Genomic DNA, 23,779 nt, shown 5'->3' on the forward strand with positions numbered 1-23,779 from the left:
GGGCCGGTCGGAGAGGCTCCCGACCGGCCCTTGTCCCTTGCACCAAGAGTGTCCTGCAATCACATGCGGTGTATGCCACAGCAAACATTCACCGTGCGATCACTCTATAACGGCGAGGTAACGAATGCAACGGTTTGGTCACGGAAATCTCGACGGGCCTGCGTACTACGGCACGCCGACTGAGACCGTCGATATCGAAGCGGGCTACCCGATCGCCACGCACTTCGTTCCGACTCGCAACGTGATTTCAGGGATGTTGCCAGCAGGGGAACGGCTGGAAGCCACGCATGTCGGCCTGTACGAGACGATCGGGAGCGCGTACGCAGATGCCGCGCGGCATATGTCAGAAGCGAACCTCGCCCCGGCGGGTCTGATGTGGGAAACCTACCTATCGGACCCCACGACCGAACCCGATCCTCAGCACCTGCTGACCCGCATCTGCTGGCCAGTCACCAAGACCGGGAAGACGAGCAAGCAAGGGGACAGGCGATGATCAACGTGTCGCATGTCCTCCGGAGGTGTGCGTCAGCACTCTTCCTGGGCTTCGTCATCCTCGCCACCGGGCTGGGCGCGGCAGCGACCAGTCCGCAGGGCACAGGGTCATCGCAGGCACCTCTCGCGCCAGGCGACGCCCAGGGGCCGCAGTTCTACAGTGGCGTCTCCGTAGACGTGTCCGGAACGATCGACGGCGACGTGTACGCATCCGCGCAGAGTCTCGTGATCAGCGGGGACATCTCCGGAGACGTGATCGCAGCTGCCCAGAGCATCACCATCACCGGCGACATCGAAGGAAGCGTGCGGTTGTCCGCGCAAACCGTCACGATCAGTGGTGACATCTCACGCAGCGGCACTATCCTCGCCGCCGACGTCACCGTTGCGGATACGGGAACCGTCGGCGACGATCTCGTCGGCGCCACAGGCACCATGCACGTTACCGGCGCTGTGGGGAGGGACCTTGTGCTGAGCGTCGGCACCCTCCGCATCGCCGGCTCGGTGGGAGGTGATGTTACCTACGTCAGCGACACGGAAGCGTCCATAGCCGACGATGCGGTCGCCGGTTCAGTGCAACGCATCAGCCAGCCGCAGTCGCCAAAGGTCGAAGTGTCGCCATGGGGTGTGTTCGCCGGCTGGCTCCTCGGACTCGTCTACGCGCTCGTCGCACTCAGCCTCGTCACACTCTTCACCGCCCTTCTGTTCCCGCGCCTATTGCGACGAGTGACAGACCACCTTCGTCCGTCACCGTGGAAGGCGCTCCTCGTTGGTCTTGTCGCGTCGATTGCCGCGCCTCTGGTGCTTCTGTTGCTCTTCACGACGATTGTCGGAGCTCCGCTAGCGCTCGCAGTAACAATCACCTGGTTCCTGCTGACCCTCGCAAGCTTTCCGTTCGTCGCCCACTACCTCGGTTCCCTCATCCTTCGCGGGGACCGACGGCCGGTGAGCCGCTCGCTATTGGGCGGCGTGATCCTCATCGCGGCTCTGCAGATCCCGTGGCTGAACATCGTCGCATGGCTGCTCATGGTGTTCTTCGGCCTCGGCGCCCAGCTCCTCGAGATCCACCGTCAGCGACCGTGGCACGCCACGGAAACGTCGCCTACGCGGCCAGCACAGGAGGCATCGCCTGCGAACATCACTCACTGACGTGTGCCCCCGTCACACATGGGACGTTGGACTCTACGCCACCGCGTCGGAAGGACCAGCGTGGAACCATGGTGAAACTAGTCCGCTCCGGATCCCCGTGGGGAGACCGTGCACAGTGCAGAGAAATGGCTGAGGACGAGTGCTGGAACAGATTCGCGGACGCCGACGTCCGTATCGCAGCGCAGGTGGTGACTGGTCGAGAGGCCACGCCGGTATCTCACGTAATAGAGGACGGTCGCCTCATGTTCTGCGCCGCCTCCGGCAATGGCTCAAGAGACTTCCTGGCTCACAGCCTGATGTCCGTTCAGATCGATGGATACAACACGCGTGAGGCGTTCACCGTGTCCATGATCGGATACGCAGAGGACATCGCGCCAGGATCGGAGGCTCGCCGGCTCGACGGCCATGCACCGCAGCCGTCTCCGTCCACTGACCGGCGCTGGGTGACGTTCGTACCGATCAGCATCGAGGGTCGGATCTTCGCCGTCGACTCTGACCCGTCGGATCGAGAGCCGTCATCGGAGGCGCGGCAGCGCGGAACCGTTCAAGAGCAGCAGCTGTTGACTCCGTGATCTCCGAAGCGGCTTCCCGACTCTATCTAACGTCGGCCAGAGGCTCCGGGCCACTCCGCCTCGACTCTCGCGGCATCAGCACCCACAGGATGGCCGCCGGAACGGCAGGTGCAATCAGCGCGTAGGGGAGGTTCGTGCCGCCGCTCACTACTGCTTGATAGAGGGCGATCACCACAACACCGGCGGAGAACGAGACGAGGGCAGCGACAAGGCGGGCCCGAGCAGTCAAGCCGTGAGTCGCCACGAATGCGATGATGCCGTTGATAAGAAACGGCGCGATGAACAGGCCCTGGACCTTGAGGGTGAGACTTTCCCCGGGGTCGATCTCAGCGCCTGCGGACAGAGCGAAGAGGACCGACACGACCGCATAGCCGGCGAACGCCAGAGATGCCGCCACGAGTGCGCGCAGGAGGCGCTCGAAGATCGGCGGGAGTGCGGCGAGCACTCCCGTCGGGTGGCGGGCTATCAGCGCAGTAGCGATGCTGAAGAGGAGGGTCTGTCCGAGCATCTCGGGCAAGCCGATTAAGTGATACCACAGAGGAAGTCTGGTGTAGATGACTCCTTCGACCGATGATGGTGCCGCAGCTGCGGTCGAGAGGATGCCGATCCCGATGAGCAGCATCCACAGGCGAAGCCACCCGTAGCGCGGTATGAGAGCAGAGCGGAACGGCAGAAGCACGGCGGCGATGATAAGACCACGGAAAACCTGCACCAGCGGCCCGATCAGCACGGCGACGGATCCGAAATCCTTCATGTAGTCACGCACGATTGGTGCTGCGAACACCGACTCGTAATCGAGCATCGCCGCTGCGGCCGCGCCCACCACAAAGTAGGTGACGACATGGGCCACGGTGACCTTGCCGAGAAAGCTGATCTCCTCTGACTGCCTCACCCAGACAGCATGGCCCGCAGGGACCATGACTTCCGGACCGAAGGTCCCACCGACAGTGTGAACGAGGGCGAGTGCGGAGCCAGCTAGGCTGCTTCCTGGTAGGCCTGCACGACCCATCGAAGAAGTTCCTCATCGACATCGGTGACCGAGCGGAGCTCGATGTGATGCATCCAGGTCCGCGGCGACGGATGGACAACCTCCTTGATCCGTGAAGAGCTCAGCGGTCCATTCGTCGCGACAGAGACGACCATCGGTACTGCGCTCGTGATGTACCGGGACGGGTTCCACGCATAAGCGAAAGGGTGCCGCGCCCAGAATGCCACCTGGCTCCGAGTCACGATGAGTCGAACATGCGCGAGAGCACTGACAGAGCGAGCGAAGACGCGGTAGATCTCGACCGCCCGTTCATCAGGAACGAACAGCTGTTCTCCCACCATCTGCATCGTCACACCGGGTGTGCCGTCACGCCCCGAGGATGCCGAGCACGTGGAAGGTCACGTAGACGGGCCAGACCGCTGCCTGAAGCAGGCCGAGAACGACCTCCCAGAAACCCCCGCTGGAGTTCGAGACGAAATAGATGGCAGCACCGATGTAGCAGAGCAGGAAGAAGAACCCCCACGGGCCGGCTTTCTCAACGACCCTGATTCGACTCGGTTGTTCGTGCATGGACGGAGCTTCACACAGCCCGGGCGCAGCTCCTGGGTCGGAAGTCCTTTCAACCTTGACCCATGACCGAGACGGTCATGGGTCGCCTCTGATCCAGTCCCTGCGGGACCAATGACCCTGCATGGGGTTCGCGAAGTCGGGAAGTCTGTGGATAGCGCGCGATATCGCCCGCACCGAAGAGAGGACGAGCAATGAGCACTCCCACCGTGGCGCGCAGCGACCACGACATCCAGACCGCCGTTCAGGACGAACTCGATTGGACCCCGGACGTGGACGCCGCCGGAATCGGCGTTGCTGTCGAGGACGGCGCCGTGATCCTCACTGGTGAGGTCGACCAGCACTCGGAGCGTCTCGCTGCCAAGCGTGCGGCACGGCGTGTGAGAGGCGTGTCGACCGTCGTCGACGCATTGACCGTGCACCCGAAGGCATCGATCACGATCACGGACACGGACGTCGCCCGGGAGGTGCGACGCGCTCTGCAGTGGGCAGACAATGTCCCCGACACAGTCAAAGCTGAGGTGTCGGATCACAACGTGATTCTCACCGGCGAGGTTCTCTGGGACTTCCAACGCCGGGCCGCGCAGCGAACCGTGCAGCATCTGCGCGGGGTGCATCGGGTCGACAACAGGATCACGCTGTTCGCTCGAGTCTCTGCCAGCGATGCGAAGGAGCGAATCAGGAACGCGCTTGTCCGCAACGCGCAGCTCGACGCCAACCACATCGTCGTCACCGTCATCGGGAACAGGGCCACCCTGTCCGGACATGTGCGGTCGTGGGCAGAGAAGGAGCAGGCAGGTCGTGCCGCGTGGGCCTCTCCTCACATCACTGAGGTCGAGAACAACGTGAGAGTCCAGTCAGATTGATGACGAGAGCGTTCGCTGGAGCGGAAAGTAGGATCCCATGCCGGAGAGCATCCTGGTCGGCGTCGTCGACACTCACGCTTCGCGTGAGGCGGTCGAGTGGGCGGCACGACGCGCATATGACCGCAGTGGCAGACTCACCCTCATCTCGATCGTCGGTGGTGCTGTAGGTGCGGTCGGGGAGGGGGAGATGCTCCGGGAGGCTCTCGCGTTGACGGCGGCGATGCTTGCGCGTGAGGCGACTCGGCTGCAGTCACGGGGACTGACCGTCGACACGCGTGTGGGGCGGGGCGATCCGGTCGGCGAACTCATCGAGGCCTCGATAGTCTGCGATCTCCTCGTCATCGGAAGCGACCACCGTGGTCCGTCGAAAGGGGACCGACGCGGTCTGCACGGTGTCCGCATAGCGGCGGGCGCTCATAGCCCGGTCGCGGTGGTGCCCGACATCGATCTCACTAACCGAAGTGGAGTTGTCGTGGGCATCGACGGATCGGCTGATTCCGAGCGAGCAATATCGTTCGCTGCCGAGGAGGCTGACAGAGCTGGCGACGTCCTCACGGCTGTGACGACATGGACGACCGTTCCGCTGCCTGTGGGGATGCACGGTTACCCGTCGACCTACCTGTCAGGGATGCAGCAGGCGGCAGAAGAGACACTCGCCATTGCGCTGGCGGGGATCGGGCAACAGTATCCGGATCTCGTCGTGCATCGCGTGGTGGAGAGGGGCACTCCGGGACGGACGATCAGCGACCGGGCAGCCAAAGCCCGGCTGGCGGTGGTCGGGTCTCACGGGCGCGGGGCGATCGCTCGTTTTCTTCTCGGATCCACCAGCGAGGAAGTCCTCTCCCGGCTCGCGACCGCCACCGTCGTGGTGCGCTAAGCGAGATCCCGCGGGCCCCGCAACGCCCGCAATGCGTAGAGGATCGTGGCCAGATCCACCAACTCCTGCGTGACCGCGCCAGCGACTGCGGGGATGATTCCGGTCATCGCCACGATCATGAGCGCGAGACTCAGCCCGATGCCGATCCAGATCGCCGTGAGGGCGACCCGCAGCGTGTGACGGCCGATGGATACGGCGTCCACGACCTTCGACAGCGAATCCACCAGGATCACGATGTCGGCGGCATCGCCGGCCGCCGTCGCGCCCTTCGCGCCCATCGCCACGCCGATGTCGGCGGCGGCCAACACAGGGGCATCGTTGACTCCGTCGCCGATCATCATCACCGGGCGTGGCTGCAGGTCTTGCGCGAGCCGTACTTTCTCGGGCGGGAGGAGTTCCGCGTGAATGTCGTCGACACCGATTCGATGTCCCACGGATTCCGCCGTCGACCGGACGTCGCCGGTCAGCATGATGATCCGTTCGATGCCGTGACTCCGGAGCCAGGACACCACGGACGCGGCTTCGGGGCGCGCGTCATCGGCAAGTACCAGAACGCCGGCGAATCGTCCGTCCACGGCGACGTATGCGGCGGCTTCGCCGACGTCGAGCGCGGCCCTGGGAGTATCGGGTGCAATGGCGGTGACGTAGGCGGGCTTCCCGACGGTCACGGTGCGCCCGTCGATCGTCGCCACCACGCCGTTGGTCGCTTCTTCACGTGCGGCGCTGGCGGTGCGCAGCGCGAGGCCGCGATCCTCCGCAGCGCGACGGATACCGTCGGCGAGAACATGTGAGGAGTACTCCTCTGCGGAGGCGGCGAGCATCAGGAGCTCATCCTCATCGAAGCCTTCGGCGGGTCGGACTTCGATGAGTCGTGGGCGGCCCTGGGTGAGGGTTCCCGTCTTGTCGAAGGCGGCGGAACGCACGCGGGCGATCTGCTCGATGACGGCGCCGCCCTTCATGATCACGCCGGCCTTCGCAGCCCGGGAGAGCCCGCCGAGGAAGGCGACCGGGGCGGCGATCAGGAGTGGACAGGGCGTTGCCAAGACCAGGACCTCTGCGAACCGTGTCGGATCATTCGACAACGCCCACGCGGTCCCGGCGAGAACGAGCGAGACTGCGGTGAACGGGATCGCGAATCGGTCGGCCAGCCTCACCACGGGCGCATGGGAGTCTTCCGCTGCGCGCACGAGTGCGACGATCTGTTGGTACTGGCTGTCCTCGCTGGTCCGCACTGCTCGGATCCGTACCGCCCGGTTTCCGTTGATCGCCCCGGACATCACTTCGCCGCCCATCTCACGGGTGACCGGCATGCTCTCGCCTGTCAGCGACGACTCGTCGAAGGATCCGGTCTCCGTGAGAAGGGACCCGTCGATGGGCACTATCTCTGAAGGGCGGATGAGAAGCACATCCCCGATCTTGACCTCGTCGACGGGAACGTCATGAATGGCTTCGCCAGCGTCCGCGTCGGCATACTCCAGGACGTGCGCGGTGCGAGGCGAACGGTCCAGAAGTGCCGAGAGGTCGCGCTTTGCGCGTCGTCCGGCGAAGTCCTCCAGCGCCTCGCCTCCCGACAGCATCAACACGATGATCAGCGACGCTACGTACTCACCGACCGCCAACGTGGCGATCATCGCCACGAGCGCCAGTATGTCGAGACCGACGTGCCCTCGGAGCACATCCCGCACCATTCGCACCAGTGTCCAGCTGATGAAGGCGGCGACGTAGATCGTGGCCGCCCAACGACCGGTGTTCTCGGCTTCCATCACGAGCGCCGCGATGACTCCGACGAAGACGAGAACCGTGAGGGTGATGATCGGGTACCGCAACAGGACGGGCCTCAAGGGTTCAGGTCTCGTCCGAAGATGACGGAGAGGGCTCGCTGTCGACCGTCTTCTTCGTGTGAACGATGAGCACGGGGCAGTGGGCGTGTTCCGCGCAGGCTGCGCTGACTGATCCCAGGAGGAGCCCGACGAAGCCGCCGTGCCCGCGGCTGCCGAGCACCAGCATCGATGCCGAGTTGCTGAGGCCGATCAGGGTTCGTGCGGCCGACCCGAGCAGCACTTCGCTGGTGAGGTCGTGTGGTGGGTTGCCGGCGAATGCTCCCTGGATCGATTCGTCCAGAGCTTCGCGGGCGAACTCAGAGGGTGACCACTCGATAGCCAAGTACGGATCGATCGGGGGAGCCGTCCAGGTCGTGACGACATGCAGAGGCTCCTTCAGTGCCTTCCCCAGACGTGCTGCGTAGCGGAGGGCGTCGATAGAGGAATCGGATCCGTCCACGCCGACGACAATGTGGTGTGTGTGTGTGCTCGACATAGCTTCACGATCCTGCTTTTCGCTTCAGGTCACTGGGCCAAAGGTCACACGGAGCGTCGGGGCCTTCGCCCTTGCGGGGTCAGGGCGCGCTCTGCGCCTCAAGATCGAAGACCCTGCCGCGAACCTCAGACGCATCGATCCGTACCCAGCGGTCCTTCTCTTCCGGGGCCCATGGGTGCACATTCAGTCGTTCTGCCGCGAGCACGTCGGCGTCGCGATCGAATTCCTGGGCTGTCCCTTTCACCACCACGCTGAAGGCTTCATGCTCGTCGTAGCCGTCGATCTCGAAGGCGACGGCCGCGCGGATGGTCAGCTCGAGCAACTTCGTGCCTGCCGAGGTGCGAAAGATGATCGTTCGGCCGTCGGTCTTGTGGTTGATCGGGAAGATGTCGATCTCTCCAGCCGCACCGCAGGCGATCCGTCCGTAGGGGGCTCGGGCGAGACGTTCCCAGCACTCGTCCTCGGTCAGCTGTCGTGTCGGCGAGCGTTCGATCTCAGTCATGATTCTCCCGTCCTGAGAGGTTCCTGTCTCGCTCTCATCGTGCACGGGGGACTCAGCGAGCCGGGGGACCAAGGTCCCGTCATCGCGTGGGCTGCATCGGCACGGGCGAGGGACCTTCGGCTCTATCCCGCGACCGTCCCCGGGCAAGACTGCGTGCATGGACGCATCTCGGACTTCATCTCCCGCGCAGACCGAGACTCGTGGCGACACCGCGACCACATCCTCTTGGCCCCGAGGAGCCGGAAACCATCCTGCCGCGTCGACTCTGGAGGGTCTGAACGCCTGGTGGCGGGCGGCGAACTATCTGTCGGTAGGGCAGATCTACCTTCTCGACAACCCGCTACTCCGCGAGCCGCTCAGACCCGAGCACATCAAGCCTCGACTCCTCGGACACTGGGGAACGACCCCGGGGCTGAACTTCATCTACGCCCACCTCAACCGAGTGATCCGAGAACGCTCTCTCCAGACGATCTACATCGCCGGGCCAGGACACGGGGGACCGGGAATGGTCGCAAACGCCTACTTGGACGGCACGTACAGCGAGGTCTACAACAGCATCGACCACTCCGAGGACGGACTGCGCAGTCTCTTCCGCCAGTTCTCGTTCCCCGGAGGAATCCCGAGCCATGTGGCGCCGGAGACGCCCGGGTCGATCCACGAGGGTGGGGAACTGGGCTATTCCCTCTCTCACGCGTACGGCGCCGCGTTCGATAACCCCGACCTCCTCGTCGCTGCAGTCGTCGGAGACGGCGAGGCGGAGACGGGGCCGCTGGCAACGAGCTGGCACGGGAACAAGTTCCTCGATCCGCTGCACGACGGCGTCGTTCTGCCGATTCTTCACCTGAACGGGTACAAGATCGCCAACCCGACAGTGCTCGCACGTATGCCCGAGAAGGAGTTGCTCTCCCTCATGCGTGGGTACGGGCACACTCCATATCTCGCCTCCGGCGGGTTCGATGGCGAGGACCCGATCGACGTGCATCGACGTTTCGCGATCGTGCTGGATGACGTCCTCGACCACGTAGCACAGATCAAAGCGGATGCCGCGGCCGGCGTTCTCCGCACCCGGCCGGCATGGCCGATGATCATCCTGCGCACGCCGAAAGGATGGACATGTCCGCACGAGATCGACGGGCATCCGGCGGAGAACAACTGGCGTTCACACCAGGTGCCGCTGCGTGACGCGCGCGATACTGAAGCGCACACAGAGCTGCTTCACTCGTGGCTGCTGTCGTACCGGCCGGAAGAGCTCTTCGATCAGAAAGGTGCAGTGGCTGAGTGGGTGACGGCGCTGGCTCCAGAAGGAGAGCTCCGTATGAGTGCGAACCCGGTGGCCAACGGCGGGCTGCTGAGGAAAGAACTGCGACTCCCTGACTTCCGCGACTACGCCGTCGACGTGCCCAGCCCCGGTGCCACTGTGAGCGAGGCCACCCGCGTCCTCGGAGGCTGGCTTCGTGACGTGATCACGGCCAACCCCGAGAACTTCCGCATCTTCGGTCCCGACGAGACGGCATCCAATCGACTTGATGCCGTCTTCGAGGTGACAGACAAACAGTGGAACGCGGAGTCGCTGCCGATGGATGCCGACAATCATCTGTCGCGCACCGGCAGGGTGGTGGAGATGCTCAGTGAGCATCAGTGTCAGGGCTGGCTCGAGGGGTACCTGCTGACGGGACGACACGGCGTGCTCAACTCGTACGAGGCGTTCATCCACATCGTGGACTCGATGTTCAATCAGCACGCCAAGTGGCTGAAGACCTCCCGGAGCATCCCCTGGCGTCGCCCGATCTCCTCGCTGAACTACCTGCTCAGCTCGCACGTCTGGCGGCAGGATCACAACGGGCTCTCGCACCAGGACCCCGGTTTCATCGACCATGTCGTCAACAAGAAGGCCGACGTCGTGCGCGTGTACCTCCCGTTCGATGCGAACACCCTCCTGTCGACCTACGACCACTGTCTGCGCTCACGCGATTATGTCAACGTCGTCGTCGCAGGAAAGCAGCCCGCACCCAACTGGCTCGGGATGGATGCGGCCATCGAGCACTGCACCCGTGGACTCGGCATCTTCGACTGGGCGGGCTCCGAATATGCCGGCGAGGAACCCGATGTGGTGCTCGCCGCGGCCGGCGACGTGCCGACATTGGAGGTGCTCGCTGCGGCATCCATCCTTCGCCAGCGGCTTCCCTCCTTGAAGGTGCGCGTGGTGAACGTCGTCGACCTCATGCGCCTGCAGACCGAGGGGGAGCATCCGCATGGCCTCGGAGATCGAGAATACGACGCGATTTTCACCACCGACAGGCCGGTGATCTTCGCCTACCACGGGTACCCCTGGCTGATCCATCGTCTGACATACCGTCGACACGGCCACGACCAGCTCCACGTCCGCGGGTACATCGAGGAAGGAACGACGACCACCCCGTTCGACATGGTGATGATGAACGACCTCGACCGCTTCCACCTCGTGATGGACGTGATCGACCATGTGCCCGGCCTGGGACCCCGGGAGGCTGTCCTGCGTCAGGAGATGCAGGATTCGCGCGTGCGAGCGAGGGCCTACACGCGGCTCCACGGAGAAGACGCGCCTGAGATCAGGAACTGGGAATGGCACGAGCCAGAGCCAGCAGCAAGTGGTGAAGCCCTCGACGAAGAGCGGTCGAAAGGAACAAGACGATGAACACGACAGAACACATCGACGATCGAGATGTGCAAAGGGCTGTCTCTCAGGAGCTGCAATGGACACCGGGTCTCGATGACGCGGCGATCGGAGTGGCTGTGACAGACGGCGCGGTTGCCCTGTCGGGGGAGGTGAACAGCTACTCTGAGCGCCTCACGGTCAAGCACGCGGCTCTCCGCGTCCGCGGCGTGAGCACCGTAGTCGACGACATGATCGTGCGCCCGATGGACGGCGCGCAGATCACCGACACCGATGTGGCTAGGGAAGTCGACCACGCCCTCCACGCCACCGCGAACGTGCCGAACACGGTCAAAGCGGTGATCGACGACGGCGAAGTCACGCTCATGGGGGAAGTCGAGTGGGACCACCAACGCCGGTCGGCGAAGCGCGCAGTACAACACCTTCGCGGGGTCAGGAACGTGAACAGCCTGATCACGTTGAGCGCCCGGCCGTCGGCGGAAGATGCAGAAGAGCGCATTCGTGGTGCCATACTTCGGAACGCGGCGGTGGATGCGAACGCGGTCTCTGTCGCGATCGAAGGGACCACGGCGATCCTCACCGGCACAGTGCGCTCCTGGCCGGAGAAGAGTCAAGCGGCAGACGCGGCCTGGGCCTCACCACACGTGACATACGTGGACAATCGCATCGAGGTGCGCGCCCGGTAACCGGGGATCAGAGCTACGGGGCGCGATGGTCGAACGCGCGGCTGGCTCTCTCGGCCTGCAGGACCGCCGCCTGCGTGCGTCGCTCGAGACCCAGTTTGTTCAACAGAGATGAGACGTAGTTCTTGACGGTCTTCTCCGCGAGGCCGAGCCGGTCGCCGATCTGCCGGTTGGAGAGCCCTTCAGCGATGAGTGCGAGGACTTCCTTCTCGCGCATGCTCAGAGCACCGAAGCGAGGATCAGCAGTGTCGGCACGATCGACGGTGCCAGTGACATGGCGCACCATCGAGGGTTTGATAAGTCGCTGGCCCTGCGCGACGGCGCGGATCGAGTGAAGTAGTTCATCGGTGCGGAGCGTCTTCATCAGGTAGCCGGCCGCGTCTCCGAGAACGGCGGCAAACAAGGCATCGTCGTCATCGAACGCCGTGAATATCAGACATTGCACCTGCGGGTGCGCTTGGCGGATCTCACGACACAGATCGATGCCACTGCCGTCGGGGAGATGTACGTCCAAGACCGCCACATCCGGCAGAGTTGCGGCGACGACCGCTCGTGCATCGTGAACCGTTGCTGCTTCACCGACGACGCTGAGATCAGACTGCGTCTCGAGAAGATCCGCGATCCCGCGCCGCACCATCTCATGATCGTCTACGAGAACGATCCGGAACATGTCGCCCTCCGATCCCCTCACACTGGCGGGTAACCACAGAGTACAACTCCGCGGTGACGCGCCCTCGGGACTTTCGACCCTGCTCACAGGAAGGTGTCAGCGATTGACTGGACGCGTCTCGACCACCGACGACAACACGTCGGCGGCTGATCCGAAGACCCGATGCTCAGGAGACCCACCATGGCGAATGATGACCCCAACCCGTACTACCGGGATCCACCGACCGCGCCGGAGACGGCCGCGTCAGCCGGTGTAGAGGAGATCGGAACAGCCGCTTGCTGGAAACTCGTCGAGGCGAACTCGCTCGGTCGCCTTGCGATTCAGAACATCGACGGACGCCCTGATCTGTTTCCCCTTAACTACCTCGTGCATGAGGGCAGCGTGTTCATGAAATCGGCGCCTGGGGCTAAGCTGCGAAGCCTTGCCGGGCATCCGGACGTTGCTCTCGAGATCGACGGGGTGGATGGCGCGTTCCAGTGGAGCATCGTGATCCGCGGACACGCGATGCGCATGGACACGGATGCTGACATCGAAGCCTCCGGTGTTCTCACGCTTGCATCTGACAGTCCCACGGCGAAGCACAACTACGTGCGCCTCGTACCCGACACCGTGACGGGCCGCCGCTTCCCCGTTCGCGGCCGGTCCGCGACGCGGGGGAACGTCCCATCCGCTTCCACTTCGGGCGGGCGCGCACGTGGCGAGCACGTCGATCAAGGTGCTCCAGGGGCACGGGCGGCCGATAAGCCGCAGCCCATCCCGCACCTTCGGCCGTGGGGTGGATAACTCGTCGACGCTACGCCACTGCACCCGAAAGGGTCGCGGTCAGCCGCCTCTCATGGGGTTTCTCCGTTCGCCAGGTGTGGGGCCCTGGGGAACGAGGAAGGGCGGCGCCGAGGGGGGACGTGGGCAGGGGTGGTGCTTCGGGCAGACCACCCCTGCCCATACGAACGTCAGCCAACCGACCCGTTCGGCGTATGCACGATCAGCACCGGACAACGCGCGTGGGATGCACAGGAGGCGCTTACCGAACCGAGCAAGAGCCTCGAGAATCCGCCGCGTCCGCGGCTTCCCACGACGAGCATGGTGGCGCGATCGCTTTGTTCGAGCAGTACGGCAGCGGCCGGGCCGGGAACGGCTGACTGGCTGAACTGTTCCGGAGGGGATCCTTGAAAGGCCTCCTGCATCGCGTCTTGTAGCAGGTGTTCCGCATCTGCCTTCGGCGACCAGTCGGTGCTTGGGTCGAAAAGGCCCAGCATCACCGGGTAGGTCCACGCGATGATCGCTTGCAATGGTGCGTGGAGTGCTGTCGCGATCGTCGCGGCGCGGATGAGCGCCTCGACCGACGATGTGGAACCGTCTACCCCGACGACTACGGGCGGAGTGTTTGCGTTGTCGCTCATGAATTCTGGGCCGATCCCGGTGAGGTACGGTCGGCGGCAGAGCGCCGCACGACGAGGACAGGGGCATCAATATTCACGAGGACGTCGTGCGTCACAGCGCCGAGCGCGTGCCCGGCACCGCGTGGGTGCCCTACCCCTACGACGAGTAGTGCGGCGTTACGCGAGGCGTCGAGCAGTGCCTCTGCGGGCGGTCGCTGCGTGTAACGCGTTCGAACCCTCGTGCCCGCATCAACCATGCTCTCCACGGCAGCGACACGAGCCGCGATGGTCGCGCGCGTTTCGACCGTGGCAGGAATCACCCCGCTGAAGGACGAATGGATGAGTTCGATCGGCTCCTGGCGGGCCCGGGCCTCACCGGCGGCAGCGCCGACGATAGCGGTCATGAGATCGTCGTCCTTCACGCCGGCGACGATTCCCCGTCGGAAACGTAGATCGATCGTCGGGATAACCGCCACAGAGCACGGCGCCTCGGCGGCGATCTGCAGACTCACGGTGCCGAAAACGCGGCTATGAATGAATCCGGTCTTGCCCGTGCCGATGACCAGAACGTCATCGGCGGTCACGAACCGGGCGAGCGCTTCAGGAACCCGCCCGCCGATATGGACGATGTCCATTTCCTCTGTGCCGTCCTTGAGACCTAACGTTTCGTCGGTGATGCCATCACCGACGTGCACTCGCACCAGCGGAACGGCATCACGGCGGGCGTGGGATTCTGCCCACCGTCCTGCGGCAGCCGCGTCGGAATCGCCGACGCCAAGTACATATCGAGCGGGCATGCGTGCATCGCCTTCACAGATCAGATCGGGCACTCACACCATGCTGCGACCTGCGTCACCGCTCGCACAGAGGCGAAGGTCCCCCGAGCGGCGTTTGAGAGTAAGGTCATCACCAGCGGGAGCCCGGAAGGGAATGTGATGGCCGACGATCACCTCCACGTACCTGGCCGGCGACGGACGGACCCAGATGACACGATCGGGGAAATACTGGATCGTGCCCATCTCGTCCTCGCTGATCAGGGACGACTGAGAAGTCTTCTGCGCGCCAACCAGGCCGTCGTAGAGGACATCGAACTCGAGCACGTGCTCCGTCATATCGCGGAAGCAGCCGTCGCCCTGGTGGAAGCGCAGTACGGCGCGCTCGGCGTCATCGACCGCGACGGAGGCCTCGAGCAATTCATCCATGTAGGCATGGAGGAGGAGCTGGCCCACCAGATCGGACACCTTCCGGAGGGGCTGGGCATTCTCGGGGCGGTCATCGAGAACGAACATCCCATCCGGCTCGACGATCTCGGAGAAGACCCGCGGTCAGTCGGGTTCCCCGCGCATCACCCCCCGATGCGCAGCTTTCTCGGGGTGCCCATTCGCGTACGAGACGAGATCTACGGAAACCTGTACCTCACCAACCCAGCCGCGGGCTCGTTCTCGGAAGAGGACGAGGAGCTCGTGCTCGCCCTCGCATCGACAGCGGCGATCGCGATCGACAACGCGCGACGCTTCGAGGAGTCACGGAGGCTGCAGCGGCTGAGCGGTGCACTCGCGGAGATCAATGCTGCCCTCCTGTCACCCGACGCGGGCGACGTGTTCGGTGTTCTCGCAGAACGCGTGGCGACACTGGTTGACGCCGATGTGGTGTGCATCGTGGTCTCAGACCCGCTCACGGGCGACTACCGCATCGAGACCGCTCGCGGGTTCGGCGCCGAATCTCTCGAGGGCGCTGAGGTCCCTGCCAGTAACACCCTGATCTCAGCGGCCATGTCCGGCGGAGGTGTCGTCGTGGCCGACGGAGTCACCGAGATCCTGTCGGAGCAGCAGCAGGACACCGGTGGATCGACGGTGGCCGTGCCACTGATCGCCACCGGCGCACCTGTCGGTGCACTCTGCGTGACTCGCGATGAGAGCGGTCGTCGGTTCTCGCCCGAGGATCTTTCCAGCCTCGCGGAATTCGCAGCGCAGGCAGGTCTCGCACTCGCGCTTGCTCAGGCCCGCACTGATCGCCAGCGGTTGGATCTCATCGAAGAGCGCGCGCGTATCGCCCGAGATCTCCATGACAATGTCATCCAGCGTCTGTTCGGGACAGGTCTAGGGCTACAGGCGCTTGCCGCACGATTGCCTGCGCACGCTGTCGCCATCAGTGCGCAGGTCGCAGAGATCGACGCTGCGATCGCCGATTTCCGTACGGCGATATTCACTCTTCAGACCTCTGACCCCGAATCCGTTCGACATCGACTCATCGACGTCGCGAATGAACTCGCACCGCTGCTCCAGAGTCCGCCCCGAATCGCTTTCACCGGCCCGGTCGATCTGCTGGTGACCGGCCGACTCGCGGAAGACGTCATCGCGGTCGTGCGAGAGGCACTGAGCAACGTGGCTCGTCACGCCCACGCGAACAGCGCGGAAGTCAGCGTCTCCGTCACAGCGTCGCTCGTCACGGTTGTTGTGGAAGACGACGGGGTCGGCGTTCCCGAAAAACTCCCTCGGTCCAGCGGTACTGCGAACCTCCTCATGCGCGCACGTGCGCATGGCGGTACGTGCGAAATCGAGCGGCGAAGCACAGGTGGCACGCGGGTACGCTGGCGCGTGCCGCTCGGATCAACGTCGCAGGCATCGTCATGACCCGGGTCTTCCTCGTGGACGATCATGAGATCGTTCGCCGCGGCATCGCCCAGATCATCGATGCAGACCCGGGCCTCGAGGTTGTGGGGGAGTCCGGCGCGGTGCAGGGGACTCGCGGCCGTGTCTCAGCGACGATTCCGGACGTCGTCGTCCTCGATGTGAACCTTCCGGACGGAAACGGGGTGGATCTGTGCCGACTCATTCGATCCGACCACCCCGAGATCCGCTGCCTCATGCTGACAGCAGTCGACGACGATGCTGCGAGCGTCGCAGCGGTGATTGCAGGTGCATCCGGATACGTGCTCAAGACGATCCGTGGAACGGACCTCGTCGACTCGATCCATCGTGCGGCGCGGGGAGAGAACCTCATCCCCACCGAGGTCGCCGATGGCGTGCACCGCAGGCTTCAGGCTCGAGTAGCGGAAGCTCAATCGCCAGCGGTGGAGTTGACTCTCAGAGAACGCCAGGCGCTGATGCTGATCGCGGAGGGGCTCACCAACCGTCAGATCGGTGAGCGCCTTGGCCTCGCCGAGAAGACCGTCAAGAACTATGTCTCCGGGCTCCTCGCCAAGCTCGGGATGCAACGCCGCACCCAAGCTGCCGTGTTTGCGACAGAAGAGTGGGAAGGTCGCGCCCGGCCGTGATCAGGCGTCAGCCGGCTCGGCCGGCTGGTCCCGCGCATCACAGATCCGAGGTTCCGGCCTCACCACTTTCGCCGGGGGACCTTCGGCCCTGCCCGGCGAGCACGCGAACGGAAACGATGGGAGGAGGGGGAGCCACATCGCTGCTGAAGGAGCACCATGAACGACTCGATCTTCGCCGTCCTGCCCACCTTGCAGGTTGGTCCCGCTGACCTCGCACTTCCGCCGACCCAGCCCATCGACATCACCGCTCTGATGCTCGAGGAGAAGGAATCGTGACAGCGAACAGCTCACCCAGCCCGGGGCCGATGATCGCGATCGTCTACGAATCGCTGTTCGGCAACACTCGTCTCATCGCAGAGACAATCGCGGACGGCATCCGCGAACAACACATGCCCGTGACCGTCGTGCCGGTCGCGAAAGCAGCCGCGCTCCCAGAATGCGATGTCCTCGTGGTGGGAGCTCCCACCCACGCACACTCGTTGAGCAGCCCGGCGTCACGCACAGAAGCCGAACGATGGGCGCTCAATCCCTCGAGGCACCTGGCGCTCGAGAGCGGGAGTCTGACCACAGGAGTCCGAGAGTGGATCGAGCTACCACCCGCCGCACGACACGGCTACGTGGCCTTCGATACTCGTGTCGACATGCCACGCATCTTCACCGGCGCTGCGTCATCCGCGATCGGTAGGCGGTTGAAGAAGCACGGGCTACGCGAGGTGCTCGCAGCGGAGAGCTTCCTCGTGGATAAGGACAGCCATCTCCTCCCGGACGAGCATGACCGCGCACTGCGCTGGGGCCGTGAGATCGCGGCGACAACACGGACGCTGACGGGCCCCTCGACGCGCGTGCACACGTGAACGCCACGAAGACGCGTCAGCCGCGGACAACATCAGACGCTACCCTCGCCTTCCTCGGCGGCGCCGATACCGTGACCGGGTCGCGCTACCTCGTCACTGACTCCACCTCACGGGTTCTGGTCGATTGCGGTCTGTTTCAAGGCTTCAAGGTGCTGCGCCAGCGCAATCGTGCTCCGTTCCCGGTTCCACCGAGCTCTATCGACGCAGTCGTTCTCACCCATGCCCATCTCGACCACTCCGGGTATCTTCCGGCGCTCGTGCGCGATGGGTACCGCGGACACATCTACACGAGCGAGGGCACAGCGGCTCTCTGCCGGATCATGCTCCTGGACAGCGCGCACCTGCTGGAGGAGGAGGCGCGTCACGCCGCACGGCATGGATGGTCCAGGCATGAAAAGCCGCGACCGCTCTATACGGTCGATGACGCAAAGGTGGCACTCGAACGATTCGCCGCCGTACCCGAAGGGGGAGCGGTGCCGGTGGCGGGTTCGATGACCGCGAGACTTCTCGGTGCCGGCCACATCCTCGGGGCAAGCAGCGTCTACCTCGACGTCGGCGCACGGCGGGTGTGCTTCACCGGCGACCTCGGCCGCTCGGACGACCCCCTCATGCGCGCCCCTCACGCGTTCGAAGGAGCAGACGTCCTTGTCACCGAGTCGACCTATGGAGATCGCCGACACGCCAAGGTCGATCCCGAAGAGCAGCTGCGTGACATCGTGAATCGCACCGTCCATCGTGGGGGAGTGGTGCTGATCCCGGCGTTCGCTGTGGGGCGTACGGAGACAGTACTTCTGCACCTGTCGAGGCTTCGGGAACGTGGCGAGATCCCCGACGTGCCTATCTATGTCAACAGTCCCATGGCGGTCAGTGTCGCCGACGTCTATCGCAGCCGTCATGAGCAACACCGCATATCGAAGGATGAAGTCGAGCGGATTTACGGTCTCGCGACTTTCGTCCGGAGCGTCGATGAATCGAAACTCCTCAACCTGAGGGGAGGCCCGATGATCATAATCTCCGCGAGCGGGATGCTCGACGGTGGACGCATCTTGCACCATCTCCGCGCCTACGGACCCGAGCACCGCAACACCATCGTCCTGACTGGTTATCAGGCCGGGGGCACACGCGGCGCTCGACTTCTTGCGGGGGAACGGTCTCTCCGGATCTTTGGCAACGATGTGCCGATCCGGGCCGAGGTCGCGATGATCGATGCGATGTCAGCTCATGCGGATGCCGACGAGCTCATCGCATGGATGAAGGGTGCTCCGCATCCGCCCCAGGCCGTATACGTCACCCACGGCGAACCTTCCGCAGCGGACACTCTCAGACTCCGAATCGAACGGGAGATGGGGTGGCCGGCTCAGGTGCCCGATCAAGAGCAGCAAGTCCAGATCACGGCGCACCATGCAGCTGCGCACGCGGTATCGATCTGATGCATGAGATCAGGTCCTTCACCGACGCTGCGTCGAAGGACCTTTGACCCGACCAGCGCGCCTGCACGGCGAAAGACTTCGAGCGTACCCACCCGTCAAGGAGGAATGATGCGAGCAGCAGTTGTCTCAGAGTTCGGTTCACCAGCGCACGTCGACGAGCGTCCGATCCCACAGCCCGGTGCCGGACAGGTCCTGGTCCGCTTGGAAACGTGCGGCCTCTGCCACACCGACATCCACGCCATGCACGGAGATTGGCCAGTGAAGCCGAACCTGCCTCTGGTCCCGGGCCACGAAGGAGTGGGGATCATCGAGCAGATCGGCGACGGGGTGACCGGCCGGACTGTCGGGCAGCGGGTGGCGATGCCCTGGCTCGGCCACGCGTGCGGCGAATGCCGCTACTGCGTCAGCGGCCGCGAGAACCTCTGCGAGCAGCAGTACAACAACGGCTACGCCGTCGACGGAGGGTTCAGCGAGTACATGCTTGCCGACGCCCGCTTCGCCACCCCCGTTCCTGACGGTGTCAGCGCCCTCGACGCCGCACCTCTCACCTGTGCCGGAGTCACCACCTATGCGGCGATCAAGAACGCACGCGTCACCCCCGGAGAGACAGTCGCCATCTTCGGTGTCGGTGGGCTCGGACACCTCGCGGTCCAGTACGCACGCCTGGTCGGTGCGAAAGTCATCGCAGTGGATGTCACCACTGAGAAGCTCGACTTGGCCACTGAGCTTGGAGCGGATCATGTCGTCAACGCGCGCGACACGGACCCGGTACAGGCGATCCGGGATCTCGGCGGAGCGGACGTCGTCGTGGTCCTCGCCGTCGCGCCGGCAGTCTTCCATCAGGCATTCAGCTCCCTGAATCGCGGAGGCAGACTCGTCCTCGTCTCGCTGCCAGCCGGAGGGGAGCTGACCGTGCCGGTCTTCGACACCGTCCTAAAGGGGATCAGCATCATCGGCTCCATCGTCGGCACGAGACAGGACCTCGCCGAGGTATTCGCCCTGCATGCTGCAGGGCGAACACGTGTGGTCACTGAGACACGCGAACTTCAGAGCGTGAACTCCTCCGTCGACGAGGTGCTCGCCGGTACGGTGCCCGCTCGTCTTGTGTTCCAGTACCACACCGCGGACGTCGTGCCGGTCCGAGAGCCCGCTACGGCAGGTCGTTGAGGGATTGCGGGCTGAGATCTCCATGTGGGAGCCAGCCAGCCCCGAATCATGCGACAACCACAGAACATGAATCCGGTTGTCGACGACCGTGACGCCGATAGCCGGCAGATGCGGTCAAGTCCCCACGTGGGTCGGCGATGCCGTCCGGGCGACGTGGGCGGAAGGGCGACCGGCGCGGTCACGCTGCAGGCGGGTGACTCCGTGCTCGTCCAGGGGCCGTGGGAGGCACTGCACCGCTATACGAGCTCACCCGATGTGATTCCGGTCAGCTCGCCCCAGCAGATGCAGCGGACAGTGCCGCTCGGCCGGGGTGCGCGGCGCGCGCTGGTGATCCTCGGAGCGATGGTCGTGCTCCTCGCCACGGGTGTCGTCCCGCCCGTCATCGCTGGCCTTCTCGCGGCCGGTGCCCTCATCGTCACGCGGGTGCTCACCGTGACGCAGACGTTCTCGGCGATCTCGTGGCCCACTGTCACGCTCATCGCCGGGATGATCCCGCTGTCATCGGCGTTCGTCTCCACCGGCGCCGCCGATCTCGTCGGCGACGCGGTTCTCCAGCTGGTCGGCAACACCTCGCCCTATCTCGCTCTGCTCACCATCTGCGTCGCGTCGGTGATCCTCGGGCAGTTCATCTCGAACGTGGCGACCGTGCTCGTCATCGCGCCGATCGCGGTGTCGGTCGCATCGAGCATGGGCGTCAGCGTGCAGCCGTTCATGATGGCGCTCACGGTCGTCGGAGCGGCTGCGTTCCTGACTCCGATCGCGACACCCGTGAATCTCATGGTCATGCAGCCCGCCGGCTACCGATTCGGTGACTACTGGCGTCTCGGTCTCCCACTCGTCGCGATCTACGTGGCCGTCGCGGTGCTCTACGTCCCGCTCATCTGGCCGTTCTGACTCCCGATCACGCGGCATCACCGCACGAGGTGCGCGAGTTCCGGCCGACCGCCCAGCCGTGCCACGGTCGACGCGGCAGCCCGTGCAGCGAGATCCGCGACGCGATCCATCGACCACCCGTTCGCGATACCCCGCACGAGTCCCACGAAGAATCCGTCGCCGCCTCCCGTGCGGTCCACCACCGTCTCGTCGTCGTCATGTGCGCGGTAGGCGCTGCCGTCCTCCCAGACGACGAGGTCGCCTTCGCCTGCCACCTCCACGGCCGCTATGCGGGGTCCGCGAGCGAGCAGCCACCGGCACGCCTCGTGAGCCGAGTCCAGGTTCGACACGGCGATCCCCGTCAGTCCTTCGGCTTCCGTGGCGTCGGCACGCACGACGTCCGCTCCGGCGAGCAGTTCGTCGCGAACCTCCGGCTCGGGCGCTCCGTCGAGCGCCACCGTCGCGTCCGCTCGTCGCGCGATCATCAGAGCGGCCGACAGTGCATCGCCCGGTTGCTGAGACTGCAGACAGATCGTGCCTGCACGGCTGACCGCGCTCGCCGATGCCTCGACATCCGCGACGGTTAGCCGCGATGTCGAGCGAGATGCTGCCGGTCATCACCCATGCGCGTGGTTCGCTCCGGGCTGGGGGATGCGCAGCACCACGTTTCCCCGCTTGCGGCCGGTGTCGACATAGCGGTGCGCCTCGACGATGTCGGCCAGATCGAAGGTCCTGTCGATGACGGCCCGGAAGCGACCGGAATCCGCGAGGCTCACGAGGTGGGCGAGGTCCTCCGCGCCCGGCGTGCCGACGTTCCAGGTGACGAGCTTTCCCGACCGGCGAGTGTGCCCGCGGCTCGTCAGCATCGACCGCAGATCGCTGATGACGAGCAGCAGCGCACCGCCGGGGTTGATGAGTGTCTCCACCCGGCTGAAAGGGGCATTGCCGACGCAGTCGACGATCACGTCGTACGTGTCGCCCCCCGCCGCGAACTCCTCTCGGGTGTAGTCGGTGACCCGATCGGCGCCGAGGGACGCGACCAGTGGGACGTTGCCGCCGCTCGTGACGGCGGTGACGTCTGCTCCGAGCTGCTTCGCGAGTTGTATCGCGGCAGTGCCGACCGCGCCGGATGCTCCGTTGACGAGCACGGAGGTGCCGGGGCCGATCGCGACCTGGGCGAAGAAGCACTGCGCGGTGATGCCGCCGAACACCAGCGTCACCGCCTCTTCGAAGCTCATCGTGTCGGGAGCTCTGGTGATCGGGCCGTCGGCAGACAGGCGCACGTACTCGGCATGACCGCCGAACGCTCCGCCGGTCGAGGCGATCACCCTGTCGCCGGGTGCGAAGGCGGTGACGCCCGAGCCGACAGCCGCGACGACGCCCGCGGCATCCATACCCAGGATCGGCCGACTGGGACGGAACACGCCGAGTCCGACTGCGGCGAGCACCCCGAGGCCGGCCGGGATGTCCCGAGCGCGGGCGCGATGATCGCCGACGCTCACGGTGCTCGCGTGCACCCGGATGAGCACATCGCCGGGCCGGGGCGTGGGGACCGCCCGCTGTTCGAGGCGGACCTCCTCAGGGGCGCCGAAGCGGTGGTAGACGGCCGCGGTCATGGTCGTGTCAGTGGTCATGTCTCGATGCTTGTCGTCCCGGGGATGCTCGTCATCGGCCAGGAAGCCCGGATCCGCTCGGCCGAAAGTACGGTTCCGAGTCCGTGCTGACGGCCGATGCCCCCGACTGTCGATGAGACGAGCATCGAGACATGTCGCAGCAGATGAAGGCCGCCCGATCGACTCCCGAGCAGAAGGAGCGGCGTCGGCGATCGAAGAGCGGGTGGCCGGCGATCACCGGCCTTCTGCTGCTCAGCGTGCTTCCCGTGATCGGTGGAGTGCTTCGTCTGCAGGAGGTGAGCGGGGAACCCGTGAGGACTCTCCTCCTGGCGTCGACGGTCGCGATCGTCGCGCACATCGTGGCGATGACCGTCTACTGCGTTCTCGGGGCATTCCAGTTCTCACCCGCGCTGCGAACGCGGCATGCCTGGCACCGCGTGGCCGGCCGCGTGCTGATTCCCGCAGGATTCGTCGCGGCCCTCTCAGCGGCCTGGCTCGCGGTCTTCTTCGGTGGTCCACCGGATGAACTCGCGCTCGCGATGGTTCGTCTCGTCTTCGCCGTGGCGATGACCCTGTTCCTCGTGCGGAGCGTGATCGCGATCACACGACGCGACTTCGTGGCGCACGGGGCCTGGATGACCCGCGCCTACGCCACCGCCGTGTCGGGCGGAACCCAGGCGCTCGTGTTCGCGCTGTGGACGATCCCCCTCGGTGAGGTCGACGCCTTCGGTGAGGCATGGCTCGTCGCCGCCGCGTTCATGATCAACAGTGCCGTGGCGGAGCTGCTCATCCGGCGCCGCTCTCGCCGGCGGACGCGCGGGGTGTCGCGCCGTGGTGCGCTTGTATCATGACAG

Annotated in this window: 25 protein-coding genes and 1 pseudogene; 15 read left to right on the forward strand and 11 right to left on the reverse strand. The window is 65.0% G+C overall.

Annotation, left to right across the window (positions count from 1 at the left end):
* The first annotated feature begins 124 nt into the window (after positions 1-124).
* The 3 genes from ASE34_RS04495 (at position 125) to ASE34_RS04505 (ending at position 2,210) form a co-directional block, all read left to right on the forward strand.
* Positions 125-493, forward strand: a complete 369-nt coding sequence (locus ASE34_RS04495; protein ID WP_056276953.1) for a GyrI-like domain-containing protein — start codon at positions 125-127, stop codon at positions 491-493.
* A 176-nt stretch (positions 494-669) separates the two neighbouring features.
* Positions 670-1,638: a polymer-forming cytoskeletal protein gene (locus ASE34_RS04500; RefSeq protein ID WP_157538084.1), complete on the forward strand. Its 969-nt coding sequence runs from the start codon at positions 670-672 to the stop codon at positions 1,636-1,638.
* A 296-nt stretch (positions 1,639-1,934) separates the two neighbouring features.
* Positions 1,935-2,210, forward strand: coding sequence for a hypothetical protein (locus ASE34_RS04505; RefSeq protein WP_056276957.1), 276 nt, complete (start codon positions 1,935-1,937; stop codon positions 2,208-2,210).
* A gap of 22 nt (positions 2,211-2,232) precedes the next feature.
* Here ASE34_RS04505 and ASE34_RS04510 read toward each other — a convergent pair whose 3' ends face one another.
* Genes ASE34_RS04510 through ASE34_RS04520 form a run of 3 tightly spaced genes read right to left on the reverse strand, consistent with a single transcriptional unit; the run spans position 2,233 to position 3,768 of the window.
* A complete protein-coding gene (locus ASE34_RS04510) occupies positions 2,233-3,219 on the reverse strand; it encodes a hypothetical protein (RefSeq protein WP_157538086.1) in 987 nt (328 codons plus the stop codon).
* A complete protein-coding gene (locus tag ASE34_RS18325) occupies positions 3,186-3,545 on the reverse strand; it encodes a DUF5655 domain-containing protein (protein WP_414855532.1) in 360 nt (119 codons plus the stop codon). The genes ASE34_RS04510 and ASE34_RS18325 overlap by 34 nt, the downstream gene beginning before the upstream one ends.
* 19 nt (positions 3,546-3,564) lie before the next feature.
* Positions 3,565-3,768: a hypothetical protein gene (locus tag ASE34_RS04520; protein WP_056276965.1), complete on the reverse strand. Its 204-nt coding sequence runs from the start codon at positions 3,766-3,768 to the stop codon at positions 3,565-3,567.
* A gap of 191 nt (positions 3,769-3,959) precedes the next feature.
* Here ASE34_RS04520 and ASE34_RS04525 point away from each other — a divergent pair, with 191 nt between their 5' ends.
* Both ASE34_RS04525 and ASE34_RS04530 read left to right on the forward strand, forming a co-directional pair.
* Complete coding sequence (locus ASE34_RS04525) at positions 3,960-4,631, forward strand: BON domain-containing protein (RefSeq protein WP_056276968.1); 672 nt, start codon at positions 3,960-3,962, stop codon at positions 4,629-4,631.
* Between the two features lie 37 nt (positions 4,632-4,668).
* The gene (locus ASE34_RS04530; protein WP_056276971.1) at positions 4,669-5,508 is read left to right on the forward strand and encodes a universal stress protein; all 840 of its coding nucleotides are present in this window, start codon (positions 4,669-4,671) and stop codon (positions 5,506-5,508) included.
* On the opposite strand, the gene ASE34_RS04535 is transcribed toward ASE34_RS04530, so the two are convergent.
* The 3 genes from ASE34_RS04535 to ASE34_RS04545 all read right to left on the reverse strand — a co-directional run bounded on the left by ASE34_RS04535 (position 5,505) and on the right by ASE34_RS04545 (position 8,326).
* Positions 5,505-7,271 carry a heavy metal translocating P-type ATPase gene (locus ASE34_RS04535; protein ID WP_157538118.1) on the reverse strand — a complete coding sequence of 589 codons (1,767 nt, stop codon included), beginning with the start codon at positions 7,269-7,271 and terminating at the stop codon, positions 5,505-5,507. The two genes, ASE34_RS04530 and ASE34_RS04535, sit on opposite strands and share 4 nt — an antisense overlap.
* 82 nt (positions 7,272-7,353) lie before the next feature.
* On the reverse strand, positions 7,354-7,824 hold the full coding sequence (locus ASE34_RS04540) for a universal stress protein (protein ID WP_056276975.1): 471 nt from the start codon (positions 7,822-7,824) through the stop codon (positions 7,354-7,356).
* Positions 7,825-7,903: 79 nt separating this feature from the next.
* Positions 7,904-8,326 (reverse strand): pyridoxamine 5'-phosphate oxidase family protein, encoded by a 423-nt coding sequence (locus ASE34_RS04545; protein WP_056276978.1) that lies wholly within the window; start codon positions 8,324-8,326, stop codon positions 7,904-7,906.
* A 157-nt stretch (positions 8,327-8,483) separates the two neighbouring features.
* Here ASE34_RS04545 and ASE34_RS04550 point away from each other — a divergent pair, with 157 nt between their 5' ends.
* Together ASE34_RS04550 and ASE34_RS04555 are read left to right on the forward strand one after the other, a co-directional pair.
* Positions 8,484-11,000, forward strand: coding sequence for a phosphoketolase (locus tag ASE34_RS04550; protein ID WP_056276981.1), 2,517 nt, complete (start codon positions 8,484-8,486; stop codon positions 10,998-11,000).
* Positions 10,997-11,665 (forward strand): BON domain-containing protein, encoded by a 669-nt coding sequence (locus ASE34_RS04555; RefSeq protein WP_056276983.1) that lies wholly within the window; start codon positions 10,997-10,999, stop codon positions 11,663-11,665. Before ASE34_RS04550 ends, ASE34_RS04555 begins: the two co-directional genes overlap by 4 nt.
* A gap of 13 nt (positions 11,666-11,678) precedes the next feature.
* Here the strand turns inward: ASE34_RS04555 and ASE34_RS04560 are convergent, their stop codons facing one another.
* Entirely contained in the window at positions 11,679-12,332 is a 654-nt protein-coding gene (locus ASE34_RS04560; RefSeq protein ID WP_056276986.1) for a response regulator, read from the reverse strand.
* A gap of 180 nt (positions 12,333-12,512) precedes the next feature.
* Here ASE34_RS04560 and ASE34_RS04565 point away from each other — a divergent pair, with 180 nt between their 5' ends.
* Positions 12,513-13,115, forward strand: coding sequence for a pyridoxamine 5'-phosphate oxidase family protein (locus ASE34_RS04565; RefSeq protein ID WP_056276990.1), 603 nt, complete (start codon positions 12,513-12,515; stop codon positions 13,113-13,115).
* 167 nt (positions 13,116-13,282) lie between these two features.
* On the opposite strand, the gene ASE34_RS04570 is transcribed toward ASE34_RS04565, so the two are convergent.
* Positions 13,283-13,732: a universal stress protein gene (locus tag ASE34_RS04570; protein WP_056276993.1), complete on the reverse strand. Its 450-nt coding sequence runs from the start codon at positions 13,730-13,732 to the stop codon at positions 13,283-13,285.
* Positions 13,729-14,541 carry a universal stress protein gene (locus ASE34_RS04575; protein ID WP_157538088.1) on the reverse strand — a complete coding sequence of 271 codons (813 nt, stop codon included), beginning with the start codon at positions 14,539-14,541 and terminating at the stop codon, positions 13,729-13,731. The genes ASE34_RS04570 and ASE34_RS04575 overlap by 4 nt, the downstream gene beginning before the upstream one ends.
* A gap of 105 nt (positions 14,542-14,646) precedes the next feature.
* On the opposite strand from ASE34_RS04575, the gene ASE34_RS04585 reads away from it, so the two are divergent.
* The 6 genes from ASE34_RS04585 (at position 14,647) to ASE34_RS04610 (ending at position 21,333) form a co-directional block, all read left to right on the forward strand.
* A complete protein-coding gene (locus ASE34_RS04585) occupies positions 14,647-16,344 on the forward strand; it encodes a GAF domain-containing protein (protein ID WP_082586506.1) in 1,698 nt (565 codons plus the stop codon).
* Entirely contained in the window at positions 16,341-16,988 is a 648-nt protein-coding gene (locus ASE34_RS04590) for a response regulator (RefSeq protein ID WP_056277004.1), read from the forward strand. The genes ASE34_RS04585 and ASE34_RS04590 overlap by 4 nt, the downstream gene beginning before the upstream one ends.
* 272 nt (positions 16,989-17,260) lie before the next feature.
* Positions 17,261-17,842 (forward strand): flavodoxin family protein, encoded by a 582-nt coding sequence (locus ASE34_RS04595; protein WP_230100892.1) that lies wholly within the window; start codon positions 17,261-17,263, stop codon positions 17,840-17,842.
* The gene (locus tag ASE34_RS04600; RefSeq protein ID WP_056277010.1) at positions 17,839-19,272 is read left to right on the forward strand and encodes an MBL fold metallo-hydrolase RNA specificity domain-containing protein; all 1,434 of its coding nucleotides are present in this window, start codon (positions 17,839-17,841) and stop codon (positions 19,270-19,272) included. The genes ASE34_RS04595 and ASE34_RS04600 overlap by 4 nt, the downstream gene beginning before the upstream one ends.
* A gap of 108 nt (positions 19,273-19,380) precedes the next feature.
* On the forward strand, positions 19,381-20,439 hold the full coding sequence (locus ASE34_RS04605) for a zinc-dependent alcohol dehydrogenase (protein WP_056277711.1): 1,059 nt from the start codon (positions 19,381-19,383) through the stop codon (positions 20,437-20,439).
* A 126-nt stretch (positions 20,440-20,565) separates the two neighbouring features.
* Positions 20,566-21,333: an SLC13 family permease gene (locus tag ASE34_RS04610; protein WP_235567433.1), complete on the forward strand. Its 768-nt coding sequence runs from the start codon at positions 20,566-20,568 to the stop codon at positions 21,331-21,333.
* Between the two features lie 17 nt (positions 21,334-21,350).
* Here ASE34_RS04610 and ASE34_RS04615 read toward each other — a convergent pair.
* Positions 21,351-21,866: pseudogene (locus ASE34_RS04615) on the reverse strand (PfkB family carbohydrate kinase); the annotation flags it as partial.
* Between the two features lie 63 nt (positions 21,867-21,929).
* Complete coding sequence (locus ASE34_RS04620; protein ID WP_056277017.1) at positions 21,930-22,946, reverse strand: NAD(P)-dependent alcohol dehydrogenase; 1,017 nt, start codon at positions 22,944-22,946, stop codon at positions 21,930-21,932.
* A 131-nt stretch (positions 22,947-23,077) separates the two neighbouring features.
* Between ASE34_RS04620 and ASE34_RS04625 the strand changes: the two genes are divergently transcribed.
* Positions 23,078-23,776, forward strand: a complete 699-nt coding sequence (locus ASE34_RS04625) for a DUF2306 domain-containing protein (RefSeq protein WP_157538090.1) — start codon at positions 23,078-23,080, stop codon at positions 23,774-23,776.
* Positions 23,777-23,779: the final 3 nt, after the last annotated feature.

Source organism: Microbacterium sp. Root280D1, assembly GCF_001428975.1.
Classification (GTDB): domain Bacteria; phylum Actinomycetota; class Actinomycetes; order Actinomycetales; family Microbacteriaceae; genus Microbacterium.

What these genes read in the sequence shown, in the direction of transcription:
- ASE34_RS04495 (WP_056276953.1), top strand. Translation starts at nt 125, where the DNA reads ATGCAACGGTTTGGTCACGGAAATCTCGACGGGCCTGCGTACTACGGC.
- ASE34_RS04505 (WP_056276957.1), top strand. Translation starts at nt 1,935, where the DNA reads ATGTCCGTTCAGATCGATGGATACAACACGCGTGAGGCGTTCACCGTG.
- ASE34_RS04510 (WP_157538086.1), bottom strand. Translation starts at nt 3,219, where the DNA reads ATGGGTCGTGCAGGCCTACCAGGAAGCAGCCTAGCTGGCTCCGCACTC.
- ASE34_RS18325 (WP_414855532.1), bottom strand. Translation starts at nt 3,545, where the DNA reads ATGCAGATGGTGGGAGAACAGCTGTTCGTTCCTGATGAACGGGCGGTC.
- ASE34_RS04520 (WP_056276965.1), bottom strand. Translation starts at nt 3,768, where the DNA reads ATGCACGAACAACCGAGTCGAATCAGGGTCGTTGAGAAAGCCGGCCCG.
- ASE34_RS04525 (WP_056276968.1), top strand. Translation starts at nt 3,960, where the DNA reads ATGAGCACTCCCACCGTGGCGCGCAGCGACCACGACATCCAGACCGCC.
- ASE34_RS04530 (WP_056276971.1), top strand. Translation starts at nt 4,669, where the DNA reads ATGCCGGAGAGCATCCTGGTCGGCGTCGTCGACACTCACGCTTCGCGT.
- ASE34_RS04535 (WP_157538118.1), bottom strand. Translation starts at nt 7,271, where the DNA reads ATGGAAGCCGAGAACACCGGTCGTTGGGCGGCCACGATCTACGTCGCC.
- ASE34_RS04540 (WP_056276975.1), bottom strand. Translation starts at nt 7,824, where the DNA reads ATGTCGAGCACACACACACACCACATTGTCGTCGGCGTGGACGGATCC.
- ASE34_RS04545 (WP_056276978.1), bottom strand. Translation starts at nt 8,326, where the DNA reads ATGACTGAGATCGAACGCTCGCCGACACGACAGCTGACCGAGGACGAG.
- ASE34_RS04550 (WP_056276981.1), top strand. Translation starts at nt 8,484, where the DNA reads ATGGACGCATCTCGGACTTCATCTCCCGCGCAGACCGAGACTCGTGGC.
- ASE34_RS04555 (WP_056276983.1), top strand. Translation starts at nt 10,997, where the DNA reads ATGAACACGACAGAACACATCGACGATCGAGATGTGCAAAGGGCTGTC.
- ASE34_RS04560 (WP_056276986.1), bottom strand. Translation starts at nt 12,332, where the DNA reads ATGTTCCGGATCGTTCTCGTAGACGATCATGAGATGGTGCGGCGCGGG.
- ASE34_RS04565 (WP_056276990.1), top strand. Translation starts at nt 12,513, where the DNA reads ATGGCGAATGATGACCCCAACCCGTACTACCGGGATCCACCGACCGCG.
- ASE34_RS04570 (WP_056276993.1), bottom strand. Translation starts at nt 13,732, where the DNA reads ATGAGCGACAACGCAAACACTCCGCCCGTAGTCGTCGGGGTAGACGGT.
- ASE34_RS04585 (WP_082586506.1), top strand. Translation starts at nt 14,647, where the DNA reads ATGGCCGACGATCACCTCCACGTACCTGGCCGGCGACGGACGGACCCA.
- ASE34_RS04590 (WP_056277004.1), top strand. Translation starts at nt 16,341, where the DNA reads ATGACCCGGGTCTTCCTCGTGGACGATCATGAGATCGTTCGCCGCGGC.
- ASE34_RS04605 (WP_056277711.1), top strand. Translation starts at nt 19,381, where the DNA reads ATGCGAGCAGCAGTTGTCTCAGAGTTCGGTTCACCAGCGCACGTCGAC.
- ASE34_RS04620 (WP_056277017.1), bottom strand. Translation starts at nt 22,946, where the DNA reads ATGACCACTGACACGACCATGACCGCGGCCGTCTACCACCGCTTCGGC.
- ASE34_RS04625 (WP_157538090.1), top strand. Translation starts at nt 23,078, where the DNA reads ATGTCGCAGCAGATGAAGGCCGCCCGATCGACTCCCGAGCAGAAGGAG.